Raw genomic sequence first — 18,552 nt, forward strand, 5'->3', positions numbered from 1 at the left:
ATGAAGAATATCAAAGCTCTTAACAGCCCTTCTGTTGTTGGTACTGTCATAATCGGTTGTATATTACCAATAACCGAAACGCTCTCCAATACACTTGGTAATCTCATAATTAACACCCCGATTGCTTAATAAAACTAAAATTCCATGAAAAAAAGGCAACAAAAAAAGCCATACCCTTTGCATAGCTCCCTCATTGCCTTATTTATATTTCTTCACTATTTCATCCAGAAAAACGGGAATAAGATTTGACCAAATTTCACATTGCTATTTACGCTTTCTGCTAAGTATTGGCATCCCATTACGATCACAAGTCCGGCTGCCCCACCAATAAACCACCAAATACATTTATGTCTTCCTCGTTCACCACCCCAAATTAATAGATAAGCGCCCCAGCAAAATACAATCGCTGTACTAACCATTGCCCCTCTTTGCATCCATGTAATAAATGAATTCCCCGTATTAATTAGACCATCCATCGCATCACCTAACACTAACATTTGAGATAATGTTTCCAACATTGACATATACATTCACTCCCTTTTCATTTTTAAATACTTATACGTTACTAAGCTGACTTGATTCATTCGCCTTGCTGTCTTCTTTTACTTCTGTTGATGTTGCCTTATAAGCTTGCAAAGCCTTCATTACTAGATCTTGATTTTCTTCAATGTATTTCTGATGATGTAAATGAAGCCAATGGTTATAATCCTGACCATTGGCTCTTAATAGGTTTGCTACCATATCTTTTTCTTTTTTTAATTCCCTCTGTGTAATCGCCACTATATCACCACCTTTCAATGATTATGTGATTACCTCTGATATTGTTCTTTGCAATTTTTAACAAAAAAACTAATTTCTTTTTCAAGCTCTGATGCTTTAATTTCTGACAGCTTAATATCTTTTTTCGGCTTTCCTTTTTCATAGTACGCAAGAGAACTTCGTCTTTGAGATAGTCCCCAATCATGAGGATTGCTGGTACCTGGTATATCCTCACGTTCTTCATCTAACTCGTGTACTTCAACATTTTCTTGTTTAGCTACTTTTTTTACAAAATGAAGCCAATCTTCTCGCTTTTTCTTGTCAGCGCTTAACATAACAAAACCTGTGCCATCTTCACTCATGAACTTCTTCATTTCTAACGGACTAAGTTCCATTACTTCCCCTTTTCCCGAACTAAAGACAAATGTTGAACCAATACCAATTGCAATTAACAGTCCAACAACAGCGGAAATGATCCACCCTTTACGACTCATGTGTATTCCTCCCTATGTCATATTTTTATAAGCGATTTTGAAGTGTGATGAGACACTTTTAAACTCCAACATCTGTCTTTATTTTATAACATTTAAAGGAAAGTGGGATAGAAAATGGAAATATCATTTATGGCTGGAATGACGAACCCTGTATTGGCATGCGTATAGAGACTAATCCCGACCTAGCTTCTATATGCCCAATACCGCACTACGTATTTTGGCGTGAACGTAGAACCTTATGTATCTACTGTTGTGATGCTCCTCGCTTCTTCAGAATGTCAAAATGGGATATTCCTCACGAGTACTGACACAAACAGGTCTTTGATACACTGCATTTCCCAGTGGTCACAGATGAGTTTTACGATCTTACTCACCCAACGATAATCGTATACCTAACCCCTCTAGTGACCTTTCGAAGGGAGGCACGCATATATATTGTATATTTCACCTTTCTACATCATTACTGAAAGGAAGAGATACACAATATATATCTAAATTGTCAAAGAACAACTTACTTTGTGCTATGTTCTCAGCACACTTCAAAATCGCTTTTTTTATTTACATTTTTGTTTGACAGCTACTAATTCTGCATGTTTATTTTTTCGTTTAGCAATTAAGTTTTGATGTTCATCTCTAACCGAGCGCACTTGATAATAAATTTGAGCCACTTTTTCAATGCTTCCTGTGCTATTTTCAATTGCTATCGTGCCTTTTAGTTCGTATGTTTTTCCATCAAAAGTTTTAACACTATGAGCTTGTGATGCCGCAATATCATAAAATGTAAGTCTTTTTTCTTTTCCCATATGAACGCCTCCTATTCTTGATAAAGAAGGGAGAAAAACGCTTCTCCCTTGTCTAGTTTTCTAGCCATCTAGATAGGATGAAATAGTGAACGAGTGCTTTAGATCATGCTAGGATTGTTGTGTTATACGAGGTTATGATGCGTTGTGCTGCCTCTTTTCCGTATATGTGTTGTAATGCGGATTGAGATTCAACTACGATTGAATGCTGAATGTGGTATGTTGCGCTTTCTTTCAAAAACTGCTCCATATGAGGGATTGGGTACAAATCATATTGATGAAATACCAGGTGAATCGGTCTTATATTCTTGCACTCTGTTAGATATTGAAGAAAATTTGATAATGCTTCCCCTCTCTCTTGATACGTACTCGTTTCCGTTTCTACACTGATGTACACAACGGATTTTTGTTTTAGATCCATTTGTAGCGTTTCATAACCAGTTAATAAATCATGTTTGATGATGTGATACCCCTGTTTTCGTTTTTCGTGATGAGTGTCTTCATAAAAGATACCTTTTGGATCAAAAATGAAAATAAAATCGTTGGCGTTTTCTTTTACACCTTCTATGACCGTTTTATAAGCTCCAAAACGAGCTTTTATGACACCTGCAACCTTTCCCCCTTCATTCAGTTCTTTCAACGCTCTAATCACCTTTGTATACTTCTTGGATACGCCTAACATGCGTTGCACTCCTTCCTACTTCATTTCCCTCTTATGATTACTACTGAAAACAAAAATACTCTCTCTCTGGATTTAATTTTTCACGCTGATATTTTTCTAGATTGTATAGCAATGTAACAATTATCGTATCCCTTGTTTCTTCTGAATAAAAACCTAACTCATGGAAGATACGATAAGCTGGATGCTCCTTCTCAAGCGAATTTACTACTTCTACCAAGTTTGCCTCACTTTCATATAATTTTTCTGTGAACTCAATAGCTTTTTTCACATCTAAGTAATACAAATTTTTATGTCGTTGATTCAGATACAAAATACTTCCCGCCAATAATTTTGTAGCGTGTTCTATACAATAATCATGCTTTTTTATTGGTTTTATTACAGTTTGAGCGATAGAAATTGCTTGCATCAATTCTTCAGACAACCAAGCACTCTTGCGCTGCATATCGTCTTCCCCAAGTTTCCCTATTTTTTTCATTTTACCGACGTAGATTTCTGACATCTCATATCATCTCCCTCTCGGTTTCTTATATCTTGCTCCCTATCCAAAAAACAACGATCCAAATGGGAATTACGAGTATACATGCATTCCGACATCCAATAGCAAACCCTAACGGATTTTCATCTACTTCAGTAAAATGAGCTTCATTTTCTTTCATATCATGATTGAGCTTTCTTACGGTTTCTTACTGCAAATACAGCTCCAATTAAGCCAAGTACGACACATGCAAGACCAATCCATTTTATGTATGGATTTTCAGCTTTACCGCCTGTTGTCGGAAGATACGTTTCAATTTTCTTTGGTGTTTGTTCTAGTTGTGGTTTTATAACAATCTGTTGTGGTTGCTCTAGTTGTGGAATGACAGGTTTTTCGGTTACTTTTGGTTGTTCCGGTACCTGTGGTTGTGGCGCTTCTGCTTGCTCTGGCTTTTGTGGTATTTCTGGTTTTTGTGGTTGTTCTGGCTGTTCTGGTTTTGGTGTCTCTAGTGTAGTTGGTGTCGGTTTCTTCTGGTCCTTCACAGTATGCTTAATAATTTGACCATCCTCTTTAATTTCAAAAGGGAAAATCTCTTCATTCAGTAGATATCCGTCTGTTGCGAACGTTTCTTTATACGTGTACTTTCCATATGGAAGCTTGAATTTTGCAATGCCGTTTTCATCCGTTTTTCCTTTTGCAACTTCTTTTCCTTCCTCGTTAAAGATAGTAAATTCAGCGTTTGGAAGTTTATTGTTGCCATCCGCAATATCTACCTTACTAATCTCTAACTCACCTGTGATGTGCTTATTTTTCGCTGTTAGCATGATTGTCTTTCCTTGTTCCGAGATACTAAAAGGAATAGATTCTTTCGTTAAAACATAGCCAGTTGGTGCTTGCTTCTCAACAAATGAGTATGCTCCAAATGGTAAGTCTTTCACTTCAATCAAACCGTTTTTATCACTTTTGTGTTCACTTATTTTCTTCCCTTTACTATCTTGAAGAACGAACACTGCACCTTCTAATTTTTTATCTGGATTCTCTCCATCTACTTTTAGAAGTTGCACGTTTCCTTTTACTTCTTTATTTTCGACTGTGAATGTTAGCGTTTTTCCTTGCTCTTTAATCTCGAATGGATATTTAGTTTGATTAAGAAGGTATCCTTCTACCCCTTTTGTCTCAACAAAATAATACTTTCCATACGGTAGATCCTTCACTTGTGCAATCCCTTGTTCGTTTGTAGTTGCTTTTGTGATTTGTTTTCCCTCTGCTGTATACACTGTGAATTCTACTTTTGGAAGTGTTTTTCCACTATCACTTAGTTTTTTAATCTCCATGTTTCCTTTTATCTTCGTATTTTGCACTGTAATTGTTGCAATCTCACCTGTTTTAACTTCAATTTGTTGTGGCTGCCCATTCAGTACATAACCAGTAGGTGATTTTACCTCTTTAAGAGTATAAGTTCCAATTTCTAAACCAGAAAGGCTAGCAATTCCTTTTTCATTTGTAGTAATAGTACCAACCTTTTCATTCTTAATATTAAACACATCAAATACCGCATCTTGTAATACTTCTTTTTGTTCTCCTACTTTAATAACTTCTAATTGCCCTACTGATTTCCAACTCACATTTAAATCCGTACTTACTTTTTCTTCACTACGCTCTAATAGTACGGTAGCATCTTGAATTTTATCAGTTCCTTTGTAAGCAACTGCATGTAAATTGACTAGGTTAGAAGTGATTTTTAAGGAAAGATTACCTGTATTGGAGGATTTCGGAACCAAAATACGGAATTTCTCTCCTCATTGTAATTGTTCTTTCATTGCTCCATTCTCAGCTACAATTTTTGTACCATTCGGTGCATTTTTAAGGTTTACAGTGAATACACCATTTTTAGCGTTACTTTCTACTTGGTACAAACTCGTTTCAAAGTACTCACCATTAAGTTTTGCTTCTTGTTTATCAGTTTGAATTACATTCATGTAAGTTTCTTGTGTTGCGTTACTATGATTCACCGCATAAATAATTTCCTTAGCTGCTTTTTCAACATTAGCATTACGATGCTCAAGCTCCCAAATAGATAATTGTCCTAATGCATTCCAAATCGCTAATTGCGTTGCATAATGAGCTTCCTTCCAATTCGAAACACCTAATTCTTGTGGAGATTTCTGTGGGTATCCATTCATTAAAATTCTATATACCACATTATCTGCTCGCCCTACTTCTGGAAGATCCTCACCATTCGGTGAACGTAGTCCATATGTAAGACAGTACGCAATTTGCCCATTAGAATTTTTGAGGAGTTCCGTTCGAACATCTTTCCCATATTGATGGCTATAACTCCAATCCATTTTATATTGCTCATGCTGAATTACTTCAGCACTTACCTTAGTAAACGGAAATAGGAAGTTTATTGCTACAAGAAGCGTACTCATTGTAATGAGTAGCATTTGATACGAACGTTTCAACATGACTAACAGCTCCCTCATATGATATACAATTTTCAAAGATCATTAAAAACTAAATTTTCAGTTTTATTAACTTGAAAAATACTAATTAAGTTATCCTTTTTCTGTATTGTTCATTTACAATATAGATGTATAATTATTGTTTAACGAGTAAATGAAATTTGTTTCATTCTAATCTTGCTCGATAGTACGTAGCAAAAAAAAGTTTTTCAATTGGTTCATTGAAAATATCGGCAAGAAGTTTGGCCCTATTTTCAATAACTCCTTTTGTACCAGTTTCAATGTGATACAGAGTTTTCACGGGTATTTCAGAAGCCTCCGACAGCTCTTGAATTGTTAACCCTTTTGATTCTCTAATATTGCGTATAACAGTCAATTTCTCACCCCCTTAATCACATTCTATTCTCCTTAAAGTAGAATGTCAATCCTTTCGGGAAACTTTTTTATCCCAACGGTGAATTACTATCCCAAAGGTGAATAAATCGATTGGAGTGAAATAAATGATACAGAATTATTTCGGGGAAAATGTTAGAATTCTAAGAACACTTAAAGGATTAAATATGAAGGAACTTGGTGATGTTTTAGGAGTCGCTAGTAGTACTATTTCCAACTGGGAAAATAACAGGAAAGAGCCAAGTTTTGAAACGCTCCAAAAGATCTCCATTTATTTTAATGTAAGTACTGATCGACTCCTAAATCATAAAATTGGTGATAGTGAAGCTCTTACAACAGAAGATCGAAAAATAATTGTAGAACGTTTAGCCCAAGATTTGTACGAAAGTTATAAAAATGTTCCTGATAAAGATAAACCACTATTAGAAAATGAATTGATTGAGTATGCAAAATATTTAACGCATAGAATTGAGACTAAAAATAAACTAAAAGATAGCTGAAATCCATTATTCTTCTTGGAAGTTTCCAATTAACAGTAATAATTCACGATAAGTTTCTAAAATTTGATTGTCCTGGTCAATCATTTCATTAAACCATTCTTGATTAAGATTCATTATGTAACCCTCCCGTATTTACGTGAATTTTTTATATTTTCATGTGTTAGTGGCACGAAATTTTTACGTTTTTAAATAATGAACCACCATTATAAAGTACGAAAGACGCTACCTTTTAGTAGCGTCTTTCTTGCTTAAACGGCTTAACCACCGCCGGGGTCGACCATTCTTTGCATAACATATTTATTTGTATCTTGCACTTTTGCATGTTGTGAATCTGGTGTTTCTAATTGAAAAAACGATGTCAATAGCATTACGGTATATAACGTAACCGCTAAAAATTTATTCACTTGACTTCACCTCTTCTTTTAATAGCTCTTTCTTGACGTATTGCGAATAAAAGATATTACCTGTCAATTCAAAAGATTCTAACGATTCTTTTAATCCTATTATATCATTATTTATTTTCGAAAACGAATACTGTTGAAAAGCCGTGAATTTTTTGCCATCTTTTCTCAGTCCTTCATATAGCTTAATTCCTGTTTCCCTATCACCATGCATACATTCAAAAAAAGCTTTCTCAGATAAATGAATAAGATCAAATCTTATCTCCTCCAAATTAACACCATTTTCTATATATAAATGCGCTAGTGTAGTATGAAACGCTACATATTTTTGTGTTTTTTGTGGAACTTGAATACTTTCACAAAGAGAAATAGCTTTCTTAATATACGTCTCAGCTGTAGATGGGCATTCAAATGTGAAACTTTCTCCTAAACAACACCACGCTGTAGCTTTAATAATAGAAATATCTAATTCAGAATCCAGAATTTCATAGCATGTATTGCGACATCTTTCTAAGTCATTTCTCATTAAGTATATATAAGCCAAACGCTCTTTATATTTCATTTCCAAGCATTGCTTAACGTACTCTTGTTTTACTTCTTTTAAAATAACATCTGTGCGATCAGCATAAGGGATAACAGCATTATAATTTTGCTTATCATACATAGCTTCCATATATAAAATGTTTAAGGCTGCTTGGCACACTGTATCTGAAGAGAAATCTTTAACATACATCTCATCCAATAGTTGCTGACCTCTTGCTATGTTTTGATTCCTTTTGTTCTGTATTTTATAAACCGCTAAGTACTTCTTTAATCCTTTTGTATCTGAATGTTTTTCTATAATATCTGCTATTAATTTGTATTCTCCCATTGCTTGGCAATAGCATAATGCTTTTTGTACATTTAATGGTGTTTTACAAAGAAGAATATATTCATGAATGATTTTTCCTTGCTCTTCCGAACTATCACAAATGGCTTGAACTAACTTTAAGAAAATCTCAAATTTAAACTCTTCTGTTTTACATTGAAGTCCGTTATCAATTGTTGTTTTACTTGTTCCAATTTCCTTTGCTAGTTGTCTACTACTTATTTTCTTTTCAGTTTTAATTTTCGACAATTTCCCCATTAAATTCTTCAATGTAAAGCCCCCTTCCAAGCACAAGACGCATCACCCAATATAAATTATTTAAAAGACATTTTAATCTATAGTGTAGTATTTTGATATATTCTTGGAGGTTAATAATTAATTTTTATAATCGGGTAATCAAAACTTGTCATTATATAACTTAATATTTTTCTCATAAATTGTATAATTAGAAATATTTTAACACGAAGGTCTTATAGTTATGTGTAAAGTGCTCATTATAAAAATTTTATATTTATTTATCAGAAAATTAAAAAATTTAATAAGAAAATACAAACTTTTAAATTCAGATATGCTTTTAGCGTGAATAAATCCACATGTTTTTTACAGATGGGATAACAAAGTCTACTTGAGGGGATTGATATTATTTTAATAACAATATAAGATAAAAAGAAAGATTGTATTTTGAAGAAAAAATGTTTTTTTAAATATGTAGACAGAAAAAAACCCCCACTATACTCAGTTTTAAATTGGTCTCTAGTTTGGCGACATGAACCAATTTAAAACTCCTAGAATAGCAAGGGTCTTATTTAACATTTTTAATGTTCACTTATGACGATAATTATAACATAAGGTGAATTTAATGTGAATAAGAACCTCTATTTTTCCATGTTTTTTCTGTATGTGTTTAGTGGGAGAAATAGGAGGTTTTTTTGTGATTTCACGAAACTTTTTGTTAAGTCGAGCAAAAGCGGAACTAAGTCCCCACATTCATCACTTATCTAAAACTCCTGGAGCTATCAATCAAGCAATCAAGAAAATAATTTCTTATATTGATAGTATTGTCCTAGAGTGTGAAGGTGCTACCACAAAAGATTATCTTACCAAAAGGAAATACGAAGCTTTAGAGACTGTTTTATCTTATTTAGTACAAGAAGGCTATAGTCAAGTTAGACAAGAACACATCAGCAAAAAATCTGGAATTTCAAAACCTATTATTAATTACGTTTTTAATTGGCTGCAAGATTTAGGAGTATGCCAACAAATAAAGGTAAGACGACATGGAAAGATCGCCCCCTCTGTTTACATCTTAACAATACATAATAACTATTTAAAGATTGTTGAATATTTCAAGATAAAATGGGCTGTAGCAATTGATGTTTGTGCTACTTTTACTAGATTTTTAAAGAACAAAATTAGTAAAAACTCTGATGTAACAAATCTTGAATTTATGCAAAAAAACAATTTTAAACCTTCACCTTCCTTAGATTTTTTCAGCATTGAAGAGCAATCAAAACCTGCTGTCAATCATGAGAAACAAGGAAAAAATAATAGATTACAAGAATTAAATGATTATTTGAGTGAAGATCAGAAAAGAGCGTATTACTACATTTTGAGTCAAGAGCTAACATACCTATCTGAAAATGATGCGTATACAATTGCTTTAAGATTGCCACCGGATATTGATCGCTACACAAGATGGGATTTTGAAGAATGTGTGCAATGGTTCCAGTTTAATAAAGCTGAAAACAGTAATCCTGCACATTTCATAAAAATGTTTAATCAAAAATCTAAACAGAAGCAAGAACGTAGAAAACGTAATGCACAAAATACAAGCTCACTCTCAGATACAACTAATAGTCATACATTTCTTTTCTATAATTTTCTAGAAGAACACGATTAAAATCAAAAAAATCCAATTACAAATAGCCTTGCTGAAAAAAAACATATACAGCAAGGCTATTTGTAATGTCTTCCTATAGTTCTTTATAACCTTGTTGGTCTTCAATTAAACAACTCATAAATCATATATATTTTCTATGTACTATAGTTTTTTCTTTTTAATTCAACTATAAAATTTAAACCTTATGAATACAGTATATTCAATTATTATTTACTAAACTATTTACTTAGAAATTTACTAAGTAAAAATCTCCAATACCTTGATACAATAACCATTATGGCCCAAATATTAATTCTAATGTTTTTATTTATTTTAATTTCTAAAACAAGATTTATTAAATATAGTACTTTGCATCTATTTGTAACTTTTTAGGGAGGCTTAGCATATTTTCTAAAAGATTCCCTAACTTTTTATATAATTTGGCATAATTCATATTTTAAACAATCGATTAAAATATGATTCTATTGGTTATATAACTACACTGATCTTTTATTATTCATCAAAATTGTTCAATAATATTGAATTAACTTTTTTCTAAATTACCTATGTTCTTTAAAATCTTCGTACTCATTGATTTCACTCTTTAAAAGGTATAATAACTTATTTCACGAATTGTCTTAACAACTGATTTCATTATACAAGCGTCTTCGTCCCCCTCTTCAACTATAGTACAATCTACATTTTGTTCTAGCATCTGTTCTATTACTTTTAACGACTCTTGAAATCCTTCACCCTAATTACTAGTAAAATTAATAAACGTCTAGATTTATTGCCCCCCTTTTCATCTTCCTATACACATCTACATTTCATATCAAATTTATAATGTATATTATTCAGAAATCTGGTCCATACTAATACAAATGAAACCTCAAATTAAGTTTTTTTAGCTTTGATTATTTAATATTTAATTAATATATTTCATCTCCCAATATGCTCATTACTTTTCACTTATAAAAATAACCCTGTTCGAGATTCAAACCCCAGCAAATAATATCAGCATCTTTTGAAAATTCAAACAATACCTATACATGCTTTCATACAACAATAAAACGCTACTTTAACGCATAGCGTTCACATATAAATAAAGCTTTTTAGGCATATGTACTATAAAAACCGTACTTAATTGCTAATTCTATTAATGAAAGCTTTGATTCTATTGCAAATATCTAGTAAAATTCTTATATCAGCAACAAACTTCTAATATTAATAGTTAGTTTTAAAATAGTTTCCTATGTACATTAATGTTGTATAAATACTTGTTCACTTCCAACAATGAACGCTATTAGAACGAATAGCGTTCATTATTGAAAAAACATTAACGCTAGATGTATATACTGACTTAATATATAAGTATGTATACAAACAAACTGATATGAGTACAAATGATTAGATGGCTGCCTATAAAAATTTCTACTCTTAAAGGAAAGATCTTTTCAAGAACGAATCAATATCTAACATACAAATAATGGAGGTGTGAAGTTTGGAATATGGATATTTTGCACAAGAAGTAGCAAAACAACTAGATATAAACACCAATACACTTCGCAGATGGTCAATTGAACTAGAAAAAATGGAATATATATTTGAAAGAAATGAGCGTAATCAACGAATTTACTATGAGAATGATATAGATATCTTAAAGCAAATGAAAGAATACTTAAATCAAAACTGGAAACTAGAAGAAGCTGCAACAAGAAGTATGGAAAGCATGGAAAATACTGAAGAGAACGCTCAGAAAACGGATAGCGTTCATGAGGAAAATGAAGTTCAAGTAACGCTCAGAAAACGTTCAGAAACTGATATTTTGATGATTCAAGAAAAATTTTCTCACATGCTTGAGCAACAAGATAAAATTGTACAACAAAACCAAGATATCATTAAATTGTTATTACAGGAACGCTCAGAAAAAGAAGACAAAGATCTACAGATTCAGTTATTACAAGAAAAACTGGATAAAGCAATTGAACTATTAAATGAAGATCGCCAAGAACAGCAAGATAACACCAAAAAAACGTTCATTCAACGTTTATTTAATTTAATTTAAATTAAATCAGATATACGTTTTTTATCAAATATATCTAATTGAGCAAAAAAAAAAGCGGTAGCTACCGCTTTTTTTTTTGCTCATCCTTACAACACGAATATGTAGTTTTGTAAAAAAAATTTCTATGATACGTTTTTTCTTGTTAAATTTCGAAGAGTGTAGTTTTTTACAACTTGTGTTACTAATCCTAACTAGAATAAATAGCCTGTGATACATGATGCTATTATAAGGGTTGATTAATTACATAAACTTTCTACTAAAATCATCAAAAAGCATCATGTCATTGGTAAAGAATACTTATAATTCAGTGGTATGCTCAAAAATAGAAAGCTTGTAAAAGCGATTAGTGACATGTCTTGGTCACAATTTCAAACAATGTTGAAATATAAAGTAAAGTGGTGTAGTGAACAATTAGTTGTAATATCTAAAACATTTGCTTCTAGTCAATTATGTTCCAATTGCAACTATAAAAACATAGATGCTAAAAATTTAAACATTCGTGAGTAGGACTATCCTTATTGTGACACACGTCATGATAGAGATCGTAACACAGCGCTCAATCTTAGAAATGAAGCTAAACATAAGAACTATCGGGATAGCCTACTGAATTAGAAACCGTTTGGCTTCTGTACTTAGGTATCCATTACCTCAAGGATACTAGGTACTCAGTTGCCCAATATATTTTTCTTAACATATCTTATTGGACCTTTCTTATGGATTCAAAAAACTCTTTATATCGCTAATAAAAACATGTTAATCCTATTTCCTAAAATTAGTTAAGTGTTTACTTTGTCAATTTTTAGGTAAGATTGACAACTCCTCTAATTTCTTAACCACATAATAAACCTGTATAGGAAACTCCATGTTTTTTCTAGTCTTCTTTAATTCATTTTGCCAGACTAAATTTTTTCATATAAATGTCATCAATCACAGCATTCATTATTATTAAATCCTATGCGTTATAAACGCTATTATTAAAGGCCATATCTTTTACTTCTAAAGTTACATTATGTCGTCCTTAAAGGAAAACTACTATATTTATGCACTGAATCTCTAATGAACGCATAGCGTTCATTATTTACAAAACGTTAATTTAACGTTTTGTAAGCGCTCATAGCGTTTTTTTATTGTATTAAAATACTTGCCATCTAATATCCTTACAGATCGTTTCAAGTTCAAAACACTAAACAAAGAAAATTTTCCATTCTTTAATTTGTTAGGCCGCTATCACATAGCTCCTAGGCCTTTTAGACGATTCTTATCGCTCTTATAATTTAAAACTTTGCTAATAAGATATGTACCACAGGAAGAACACGCCAATTAATGTCTATATTTCCGTAATCATACTTCGAACATAGTCTACTAACATCAACTACTTTATTTCATACCACTTGCTTAAAATACTTTATGACATATATAGCATAGTCAGGGTCGTTATTATAACGTTCATTAATTAGTACAACATAGAAACATCCAGCTTTATTATGGACTATTAATTGATACACCCTATCAGATTTTATATATTGCTTTAGCATATATTGTATCCTTTAAACAACTCAGGATATTGATATTAAAGAGATAAACGCAAAAAAAACGGGTAGTGTTCACATAAAAAACACTCAATAACACTTAAGTTAAAAAGATTTTAGCATAATCACAACTACTTATCCCTTTGTCCTGCCTTATGGATTCCAAAGATACTTCATATATCTCCAGCCTACTTTAATAAATTTATCAGATTGTATTTGTTATATTAAGCTTAACATTAACTTAGGATACATCTTAAGATTTGTAATGAAAAAAAAGCACCATACCATCGCAGCGTTCATTATTACTAATTTATACGCGTTATCAACACTGTTAAATAAGACCTATCTATCCTAAAGCCACATTATACGTTTAGATATAAATATATCTAAACGTATAATATTAATGTGCCGAATTCCTTGTGAACGCTATGCGTTCACGTTTTACGAATCGTTAAATTAACGTTTCGTAAGCGTTCATTTTTTTATTCCTACAGTATTAAACATCTTGTGCCTCAAACAGCCTGTATGGATGTTTGGAGATGCAAGATTATTAAATAAAAAGACACTCCATTTCTTATTTGTTAGGTGGCTATTCTCGTAATTCATATACTTTATAAATAAAATACTTCCTTCTCATGATTTAAACTTGTGTTAATACCTTTATCATAATGTGTGTTATAAGAATGAAACTCTCATGAACATCTATAACACAGCTAAAATTAGTGGATTTCTTGAAATAAGCCCTTGGAAGATTATGCTTTGCTTCTTGCAAGTTGATCCCTGTTTAAAGAATTTAATACGATATATTTTTACTTCATTTAGTTGAAATTGTTTTTATAACATTTAGTACTAGTTATAAAATATATTATATTATAAGAATTAAATAATATATAGAATGCTAATTTATGTATAGATATATTTTATTTTTATCATTCAAATGGAACAAAACATCATATGAATCCTTATTTTATTTATTCATACATCTGTTAGGTGTAACACTCTTTAAATAACTCCTAACGTTGTAGTTAAGGGATTAGTCGGTAAAATAACGGATAGCGTTCACGTGAAAATAAACACTAAAATAACACTTTGATAACGTTTAGATTCTCCAAGAATCCCGATACCTTAAAATATTCACTTAACCTTTATAGATTATAGTTAGGATTAATAATTTAAATTTATAACATCTTCGATTTGGTAACATCATTTAAAAGCATAGTTGCTTAAAAGTAGCATTCTCAAAATTATTGCATAAATTTTATCAATCTCTGACAAAGAACTATTTCCTCAAAAATGTGAACGTGGTAGGTGTATGCCAATTGACGTAAGCCAAAATGCTTGGCTTGTTATCATATAATTGTAGATATTGCTTTTTATGAATTCTTAAGATAGGATGTTGGTTGCAGAAAACTCATTGCAATTGTAAACTATCGTCCCATACTTGACGAAATTATGAAAAACAGGATAAAACAGTAATCTCATATATTAAATAGATCGCAATATTGTTAAGAGGTCACAGTTTCACATAAATAGTATTCTCATATTAAATACATCCTATACAAAAAATTGTTAGTAGTGTTAAAAATATTTTCTGAGGGTTTCATGACCGTTTTTATAACGTTCATGAAACCCTCAATGTGTGATAGTAACTTTCGTTACACTCATAAATCCCATTATAAAATTTTTCTATTTCTTTATAATTATATTGTAAAGCTAGAAATGAATTGATTTATTTTTTTAGTTAATCCTTGATTAATATATCTATTATAGAATATGCCATAATAATGAAAAATTCATTCGTAAAACCTCTAAAATAAATGCCTAAAGCATGCGATTAGATATAACTATAACTTTCTCCTCATTACATTTTGCCTTCGACTCCAACGTTATTGAAATTACATCTAAGATACATCAAAAAATTATTGCCTTCTTTAGACTACATATGCCAGTTCAAAGTATCATTCGTTCTTCTGAAAAGAATACGTTTTGTTTTTATTAGCTAGTTTCTACTGTTGGAACAAATTTAGCTTTTTTATAAATAAAAAGACTTCTTTAATTCCTAATCCCACATCATTCTCAACAGAAGTACCAATTTTCATTAATTCTTTTATGTATCATCTAACAGTCGTACTAATTCATAGGCTTTACAAACAGCGTTCCACTATAGATTATAGATATTTTTGTTTGATCATCTATTATAACCATATTTCCGTTCGTTTGTTTCTTTTGTAGAATTTTATTTTGTTTGAACTAGAGTAATTCATTTCAAAAAACATATGCTTATATCCATCGTACTTCTCTCCGGACTAAGATTTCTATCTTGAATCTCCTTATATAAAAAAGAAGATTCTTTTAAATTACACTCATATTATCTCTTTACCGAAGCTTCTGCTCTATCCATCAAAAACATCGAATTAATTAATATGTAAATATGCAACTAAAAATTGATTCAAGTAGGCCCCATTACAAAATAACAACGCCTAAATAACACTTCTAAAACGTTCATATAATAAAACTATTGTATTTAATGTAACTTAAGAAACTTAAATATATAATTTTGGTTAAAAAATTTGATGTCTTACCACAAAAATTTAGAGTTAATTTCAAAAATAAAACAAGAGCACTGAAGGTTATTCATTATCTATTTAAATATCTTACTTTTAAACTTTAAGCCAGCATTCCTGTGATCCTCCGTGAACGCTATGCGTTCACGGAGGATCACTTACTACATTCCTACTATAAACAGTAAAAGTATGTAAACCGATTAACACCCTAGATATATATCCAATCCCAAATCATATTATATTAGTTGCTTCAGAAAGTAGTTTTATTTTTCAAAGTATGTTACCAATGAACCTCCTAAAAAACACCTTTTCAACATAGCTTTATATTGCCACTATGATTTAAGTATGTATGTAGAGACTACTTTGATATCTATGTGATTTTTTATATAGAAATACTTCAATTGAAATTCTTTACAGCCTATATAAACTACTTTTTTTATTATTGAGCTCGAAAAATAAATTTATAGGTTTTATCATTACGTAAACCATTTTCTCTTTAAAACCACCTTTAAATGTTGCTATTACAATGTTTAACGCTTTAAAAACGCCTAGTGTTCATCTGCTAAGTTCGCCAGATAAACACCATAATAACGTTTGTTTAGCAAATATATATGAATCTGTAATTAATCCTGTTCAATTTTTGTATTCAAATCAAATTTTATAGATTCTCTATTCTTTTAAAGGAGTGCTGCAGATACAAATAGAACATATACAACAAAATACATATTGTAACTTGATATGTATAGGGTTAATTTGCATACTACTTTTTTAGTCTTTTAGTTATAGTTATCATCAAAATAGCCAAAAACAAACTTATATAGTAAAGATCTCAGTTTAAAACCGTCTTTCAATGCGTTACTACACCAAAAAACATCTAATCTTCCAATCTCATTTCTTTTATCAGCTATTTGTTTATAAAAAACATTGAAATCGTTGATATAAAGGGGTTTAACGCATTAATAACGCCTAGCGTTCACATAATATCAAACACCGGAATAACACCTTTATAACGTTTATTCAGCTAACCATTTTAACTATTCAAGTATGTATAAGTCATATTTGTAATTAATCTTACTTGCTTTCTAATTTTCTTCCTCCTGATTAAAATGTATACCTCATTCCACTAGATATCCCTTGGGTTCCCAAAATATATCATCAATAGTCTATCCGTAAACCATAGAAGCAACATGATATTTTAAAAGGCATCTTCGACAAACGTATTCCTCCCACCAATAACGCCTTTTATATTTTATTGATATTTAAAAGATATCTAATATATATCTAAAAATACAAAGGATCAGAAATATCCCGAAATAACCCAATCCATCTCGATTTATCATCTAATTTATATTTATTTTATATCTATTTTATATTTAAATTATATTTTTTATTCATGAATTTTATAAAAACCTTGTTGTTAAAGGTTTTATAGGTTATAATATATTTATTAGATATAAATTAGAAATAAATTTCATAGAGGTGATGTATAATGGCAAGTTTAAAAGGCAAAACTCTTCATATAGACATAGAAGGTGATATTGGGAACGATTCATTTAAAGGTTACATCAATGGTGAATACATAAAAATGAAAAATGTATATCAAAGTGTTTACTCAATGCCTAATGTTACTGAGACAAACATCCAAAAAAACGTAGTTAATTTAGTAGATAATATGTTCGTAAATATTGCTAGTAAATCAATTCGAAGATCCGGAATGTATTTCATTGGTAATCGAGCGATGTTAACAGGGAAAAATCCTAAAAACATGAACATTAAAGTAGGTCAAAAATACAATGATGATTTACCTCTAATTAATATGCTAGGATTAATTGCAAACAAATCAGTTCAACTTGAATGGGAACGCACAGAAGAACTACCACAATCAATCAATGTGACTGTCGACCTTATTTCAGCTATCCCAGCAAGCCAATGGACACCCGTAAACGCTAAACATTTAGAACAGCGTTTTACTAATTCAAATCATGTTGTAGTGGTTTATGTAGGAGAAGAGCAGGTAACGGTTAGCTTAACATTTAATAGTGCAAACATTACACAAGAGGGTGTTCCTCCGTTATTTGCAATTCTTGAAGGGGAAGAGGAGATGTTTACTGATTTCACTAAACTATATGCAAAAAAACTTGAAATCAAAAAAATTGACGGCTCTTTCTTTAAAAACAAAAAGATTCTACATTCTGATATTGGGGATGGAACAACTGAGTATATCTATACAGTTGGCGTGAACCCAGTAATTGATGCTTGTAGCGGTGAAAGACGTGGTGTCGGTCATGCTACAGAAGAAGCTGTAAAATTATTAAATCAAGAACGTGGCACAAACATTAAACGCCAACAATTCTCTCAAATTCTTCAAGATATAGATCATAAATACCATGAAGAGGCAACAACCCACTTTAATATTACAAAAGTGGAACAAGCTGAACTAATCCTAGAAGATACAGATGAAAAATATGTAAACAATACAGCCAGTGAAGCTGAAGTTTTATGTGTGTATGGTGGGGGAAGTATTACTTTTAAAGATGAATTATATAATCAATTATTAGAGTATTGTGAGCGAGTTGGAATGTACTTATTGTGGATTCCAGAGAAATACGCTGTAGATATGAATGCTAAGGGGATGCAAATTATCAAGAAAATTCTTTCTCGAAAAAAGGTGAAATAGT

General features: G+C 31.2%; 12 protein-coding genes and 2 pseudogenes. 5 read left to right on the forward strand and 9 right to left on the reverse strand.

Features of this window, described 5'->3' with window-relative positions:
- Positions 1 to 215: 215 nt before the first annotated feature.
- The 8 genes and pseudogenes from MHH27_RS28825 to MHH27_RS28860 form a co-directional block, all read right to left on the reverse strand.
- The gene (locus tag MHH27_RS28825) at positions 216 to 524 is read right to left on the reverse strand and encodes a hypothetical protein (RefSeq protein ID WP_016513605.1); all 309 of its coding nucleotides are present in this window, start codon (positions 522 to 524) and stop codon (positions 216 to 218) included.
- Between the two features lie 31 nt (positions 525 to 555).
- A complete protein-coding gene (locus MHH27_RS28830; protein ID WP_001018798.1) occupies positions 556 to 780 on the reverse strand; it encodes a hypothetical protein in 225 nt (74 codons plus the stop codon).
- A gap of 29 nt (positions 781 to 809) precedes the next feature.
- Positions 810 to 1,253 (reverse strand): hypothetical protein, encoded by a 444-nt coding sequence (locus MHH27_RS28835; protein WP_340945083.1) that lies wholly within the window; start codon positions 1,251 to 1,253, stop codon positions 810 to 812.
- Positions 1,254 to 1,807: 554 nt separating this feature from the next.
- Complete coding sequence (locus MHH27_RS28840; protein WP_000514061.1) at positions 1,808 to 2,056, reverse strand: hypothetical protein; 249 nt, start codon at positions 2,054 to 2,056, stop codon at positions 1,808 to 1,810.
- 103 nt (positions 2,057 to 2,159) lie between these two features.
- Entirely contained in the window at positions 2,160 to 2,735 is a 576-nt protein-coding gene (locus tag MHH27_RS28845) for a hypothetical protein (RefSeq protein WP_016513603.1), read from the reverse strand.
- 40 nt (positions 2,736 to 2,775) lie between these two features.
- A complete protein-coding gene (locus MHH27_RS28850; RefSeq protein ID WP_340945085.1) occupies positions 2,776 to 3,234 on the reverse strand; it encodes a TRAG family protein in 459 nt (152 codons plus the stop codon).
- A gap of 158 nt (positions 3,235 to 3,392) precedes the next feature.
- Positions 3,393 to 5,678 (reverse strand): annotated as a pseudogene (locus MHH27_RS28855) (SpaA isopeptide-forming pilin-related protein).
- Positions 5,679 to 5,841: 163 nt separating this feature from the next.
- On the reverse strand, positions 5,842 to 6,051 hold the full coding sequence (locus MHH27_RS28860; protein WP_000216138.1) for a helix-turn-helix transcriptional regulator: 210 nt from the start codon (positions 6,049 to 6,051) through the stop codon (positions 5,842 to 5,844).
- A gap of 124 nt (positions 6,052 to 6,175) precedes the next feature.
- Between MHH27_RS28860 and MHH27_RS28865 the strand changes: the two genes are divergently transcribed.
- Positions 6,176 to 6,568 (forward strand): helix-turn-helix domain-containing protein, encoded by a 393-nt coding sequence (locus tag MHH27_RS28865; RefSeq protein ID WP_000615757.1) that lies wholly within the window; start codon positions 6,176 to 6,178, stop codon positions 6,566 to 6,568.
- Positions 6,569 to 6,964: 396 nt separating this feature from the next.
- On the opposite strand, the gene MHH27_RS28870 is transcribed toward MHH27_RS28865, so the two are convergent.
- On the reverse strand, positions 6,965 to 8,095 hold the full coding sequence (locus MHH27_RS28870) for an AimR family lysis-lysogeny pheromone receptor (protein ID WP_340945303.1): 1,131 nt from the start codon (positions 8,093 to 8,095) through the stop codon (positions 6,965 to 6,967).
- A 673-nt stretch (positions 8,096 to 8,768) separates the two neighbouring features.
- Here MHH27_RS28870 and MHH27_RS28875 point away from each other — a divergent pair.
- The 4 genes and pseudogenes from MHH27_RS28875 (at position 8,769) to MHH27_RS28890 (ending at position 18,551) form a co-directional block, all read left to right on the forward strand.
- Complete coding sequence (locus tag MHH27_RS28875; protein WP_016513599.1) at positions 8,769 to 9,737, forward strand: hypothetical protein; 969 nt, start codon at positions 8,769 to 8,771, stop codon at positions 9,735 to 9,737.
- 1,480 nt (positions 9,738 to 11,217) lie between these two features.
- Complete coding sequence (locus tag MHH27_RS28880; protein ID WP_340945087.1) at positions 11,218 to 11,781, forward strand: MerR family transcriptional regulator; 564 nt, start codon at positions 11,218 to 11,220, stop codon at positions 11,779 to 11,781.
- Positions 11,782 to 12,021: 240 nt separating this feature from the next.
- Positions 12,022 to 12,393, forward strand: a pseudogene (locus MHH27_RS28885) (zinc ribbon domain-containing protein); the annotation flags it as partial.
- A gap of 4,970 nt (positions 12,394 to 17,363) precedes the next feature.
- Positions 17,364 to 18,551 (forward strand): ParM/StbA family protein, encoded by a 1,188-nt coding sequence (locus MHH27_RS28890; protein ID WP_000157615.1) that lies wholly within the window; start codon positions 17,364 to 17,366, stop codon positions 18,549 to 18,551.
- Position 18,552 lies beyond the last annotated feature (1 nt).

Source organism: Bacillus sp. FSL L8-0152, assembly GCF_038006365.1.
In the GTDB taxonomy this organism is placed as follows: Bacteria; Bacillota; Bacilli; order Bacillales; family Bacillaceae_G; genus Bacillus_A; species Bacillus_A cereus.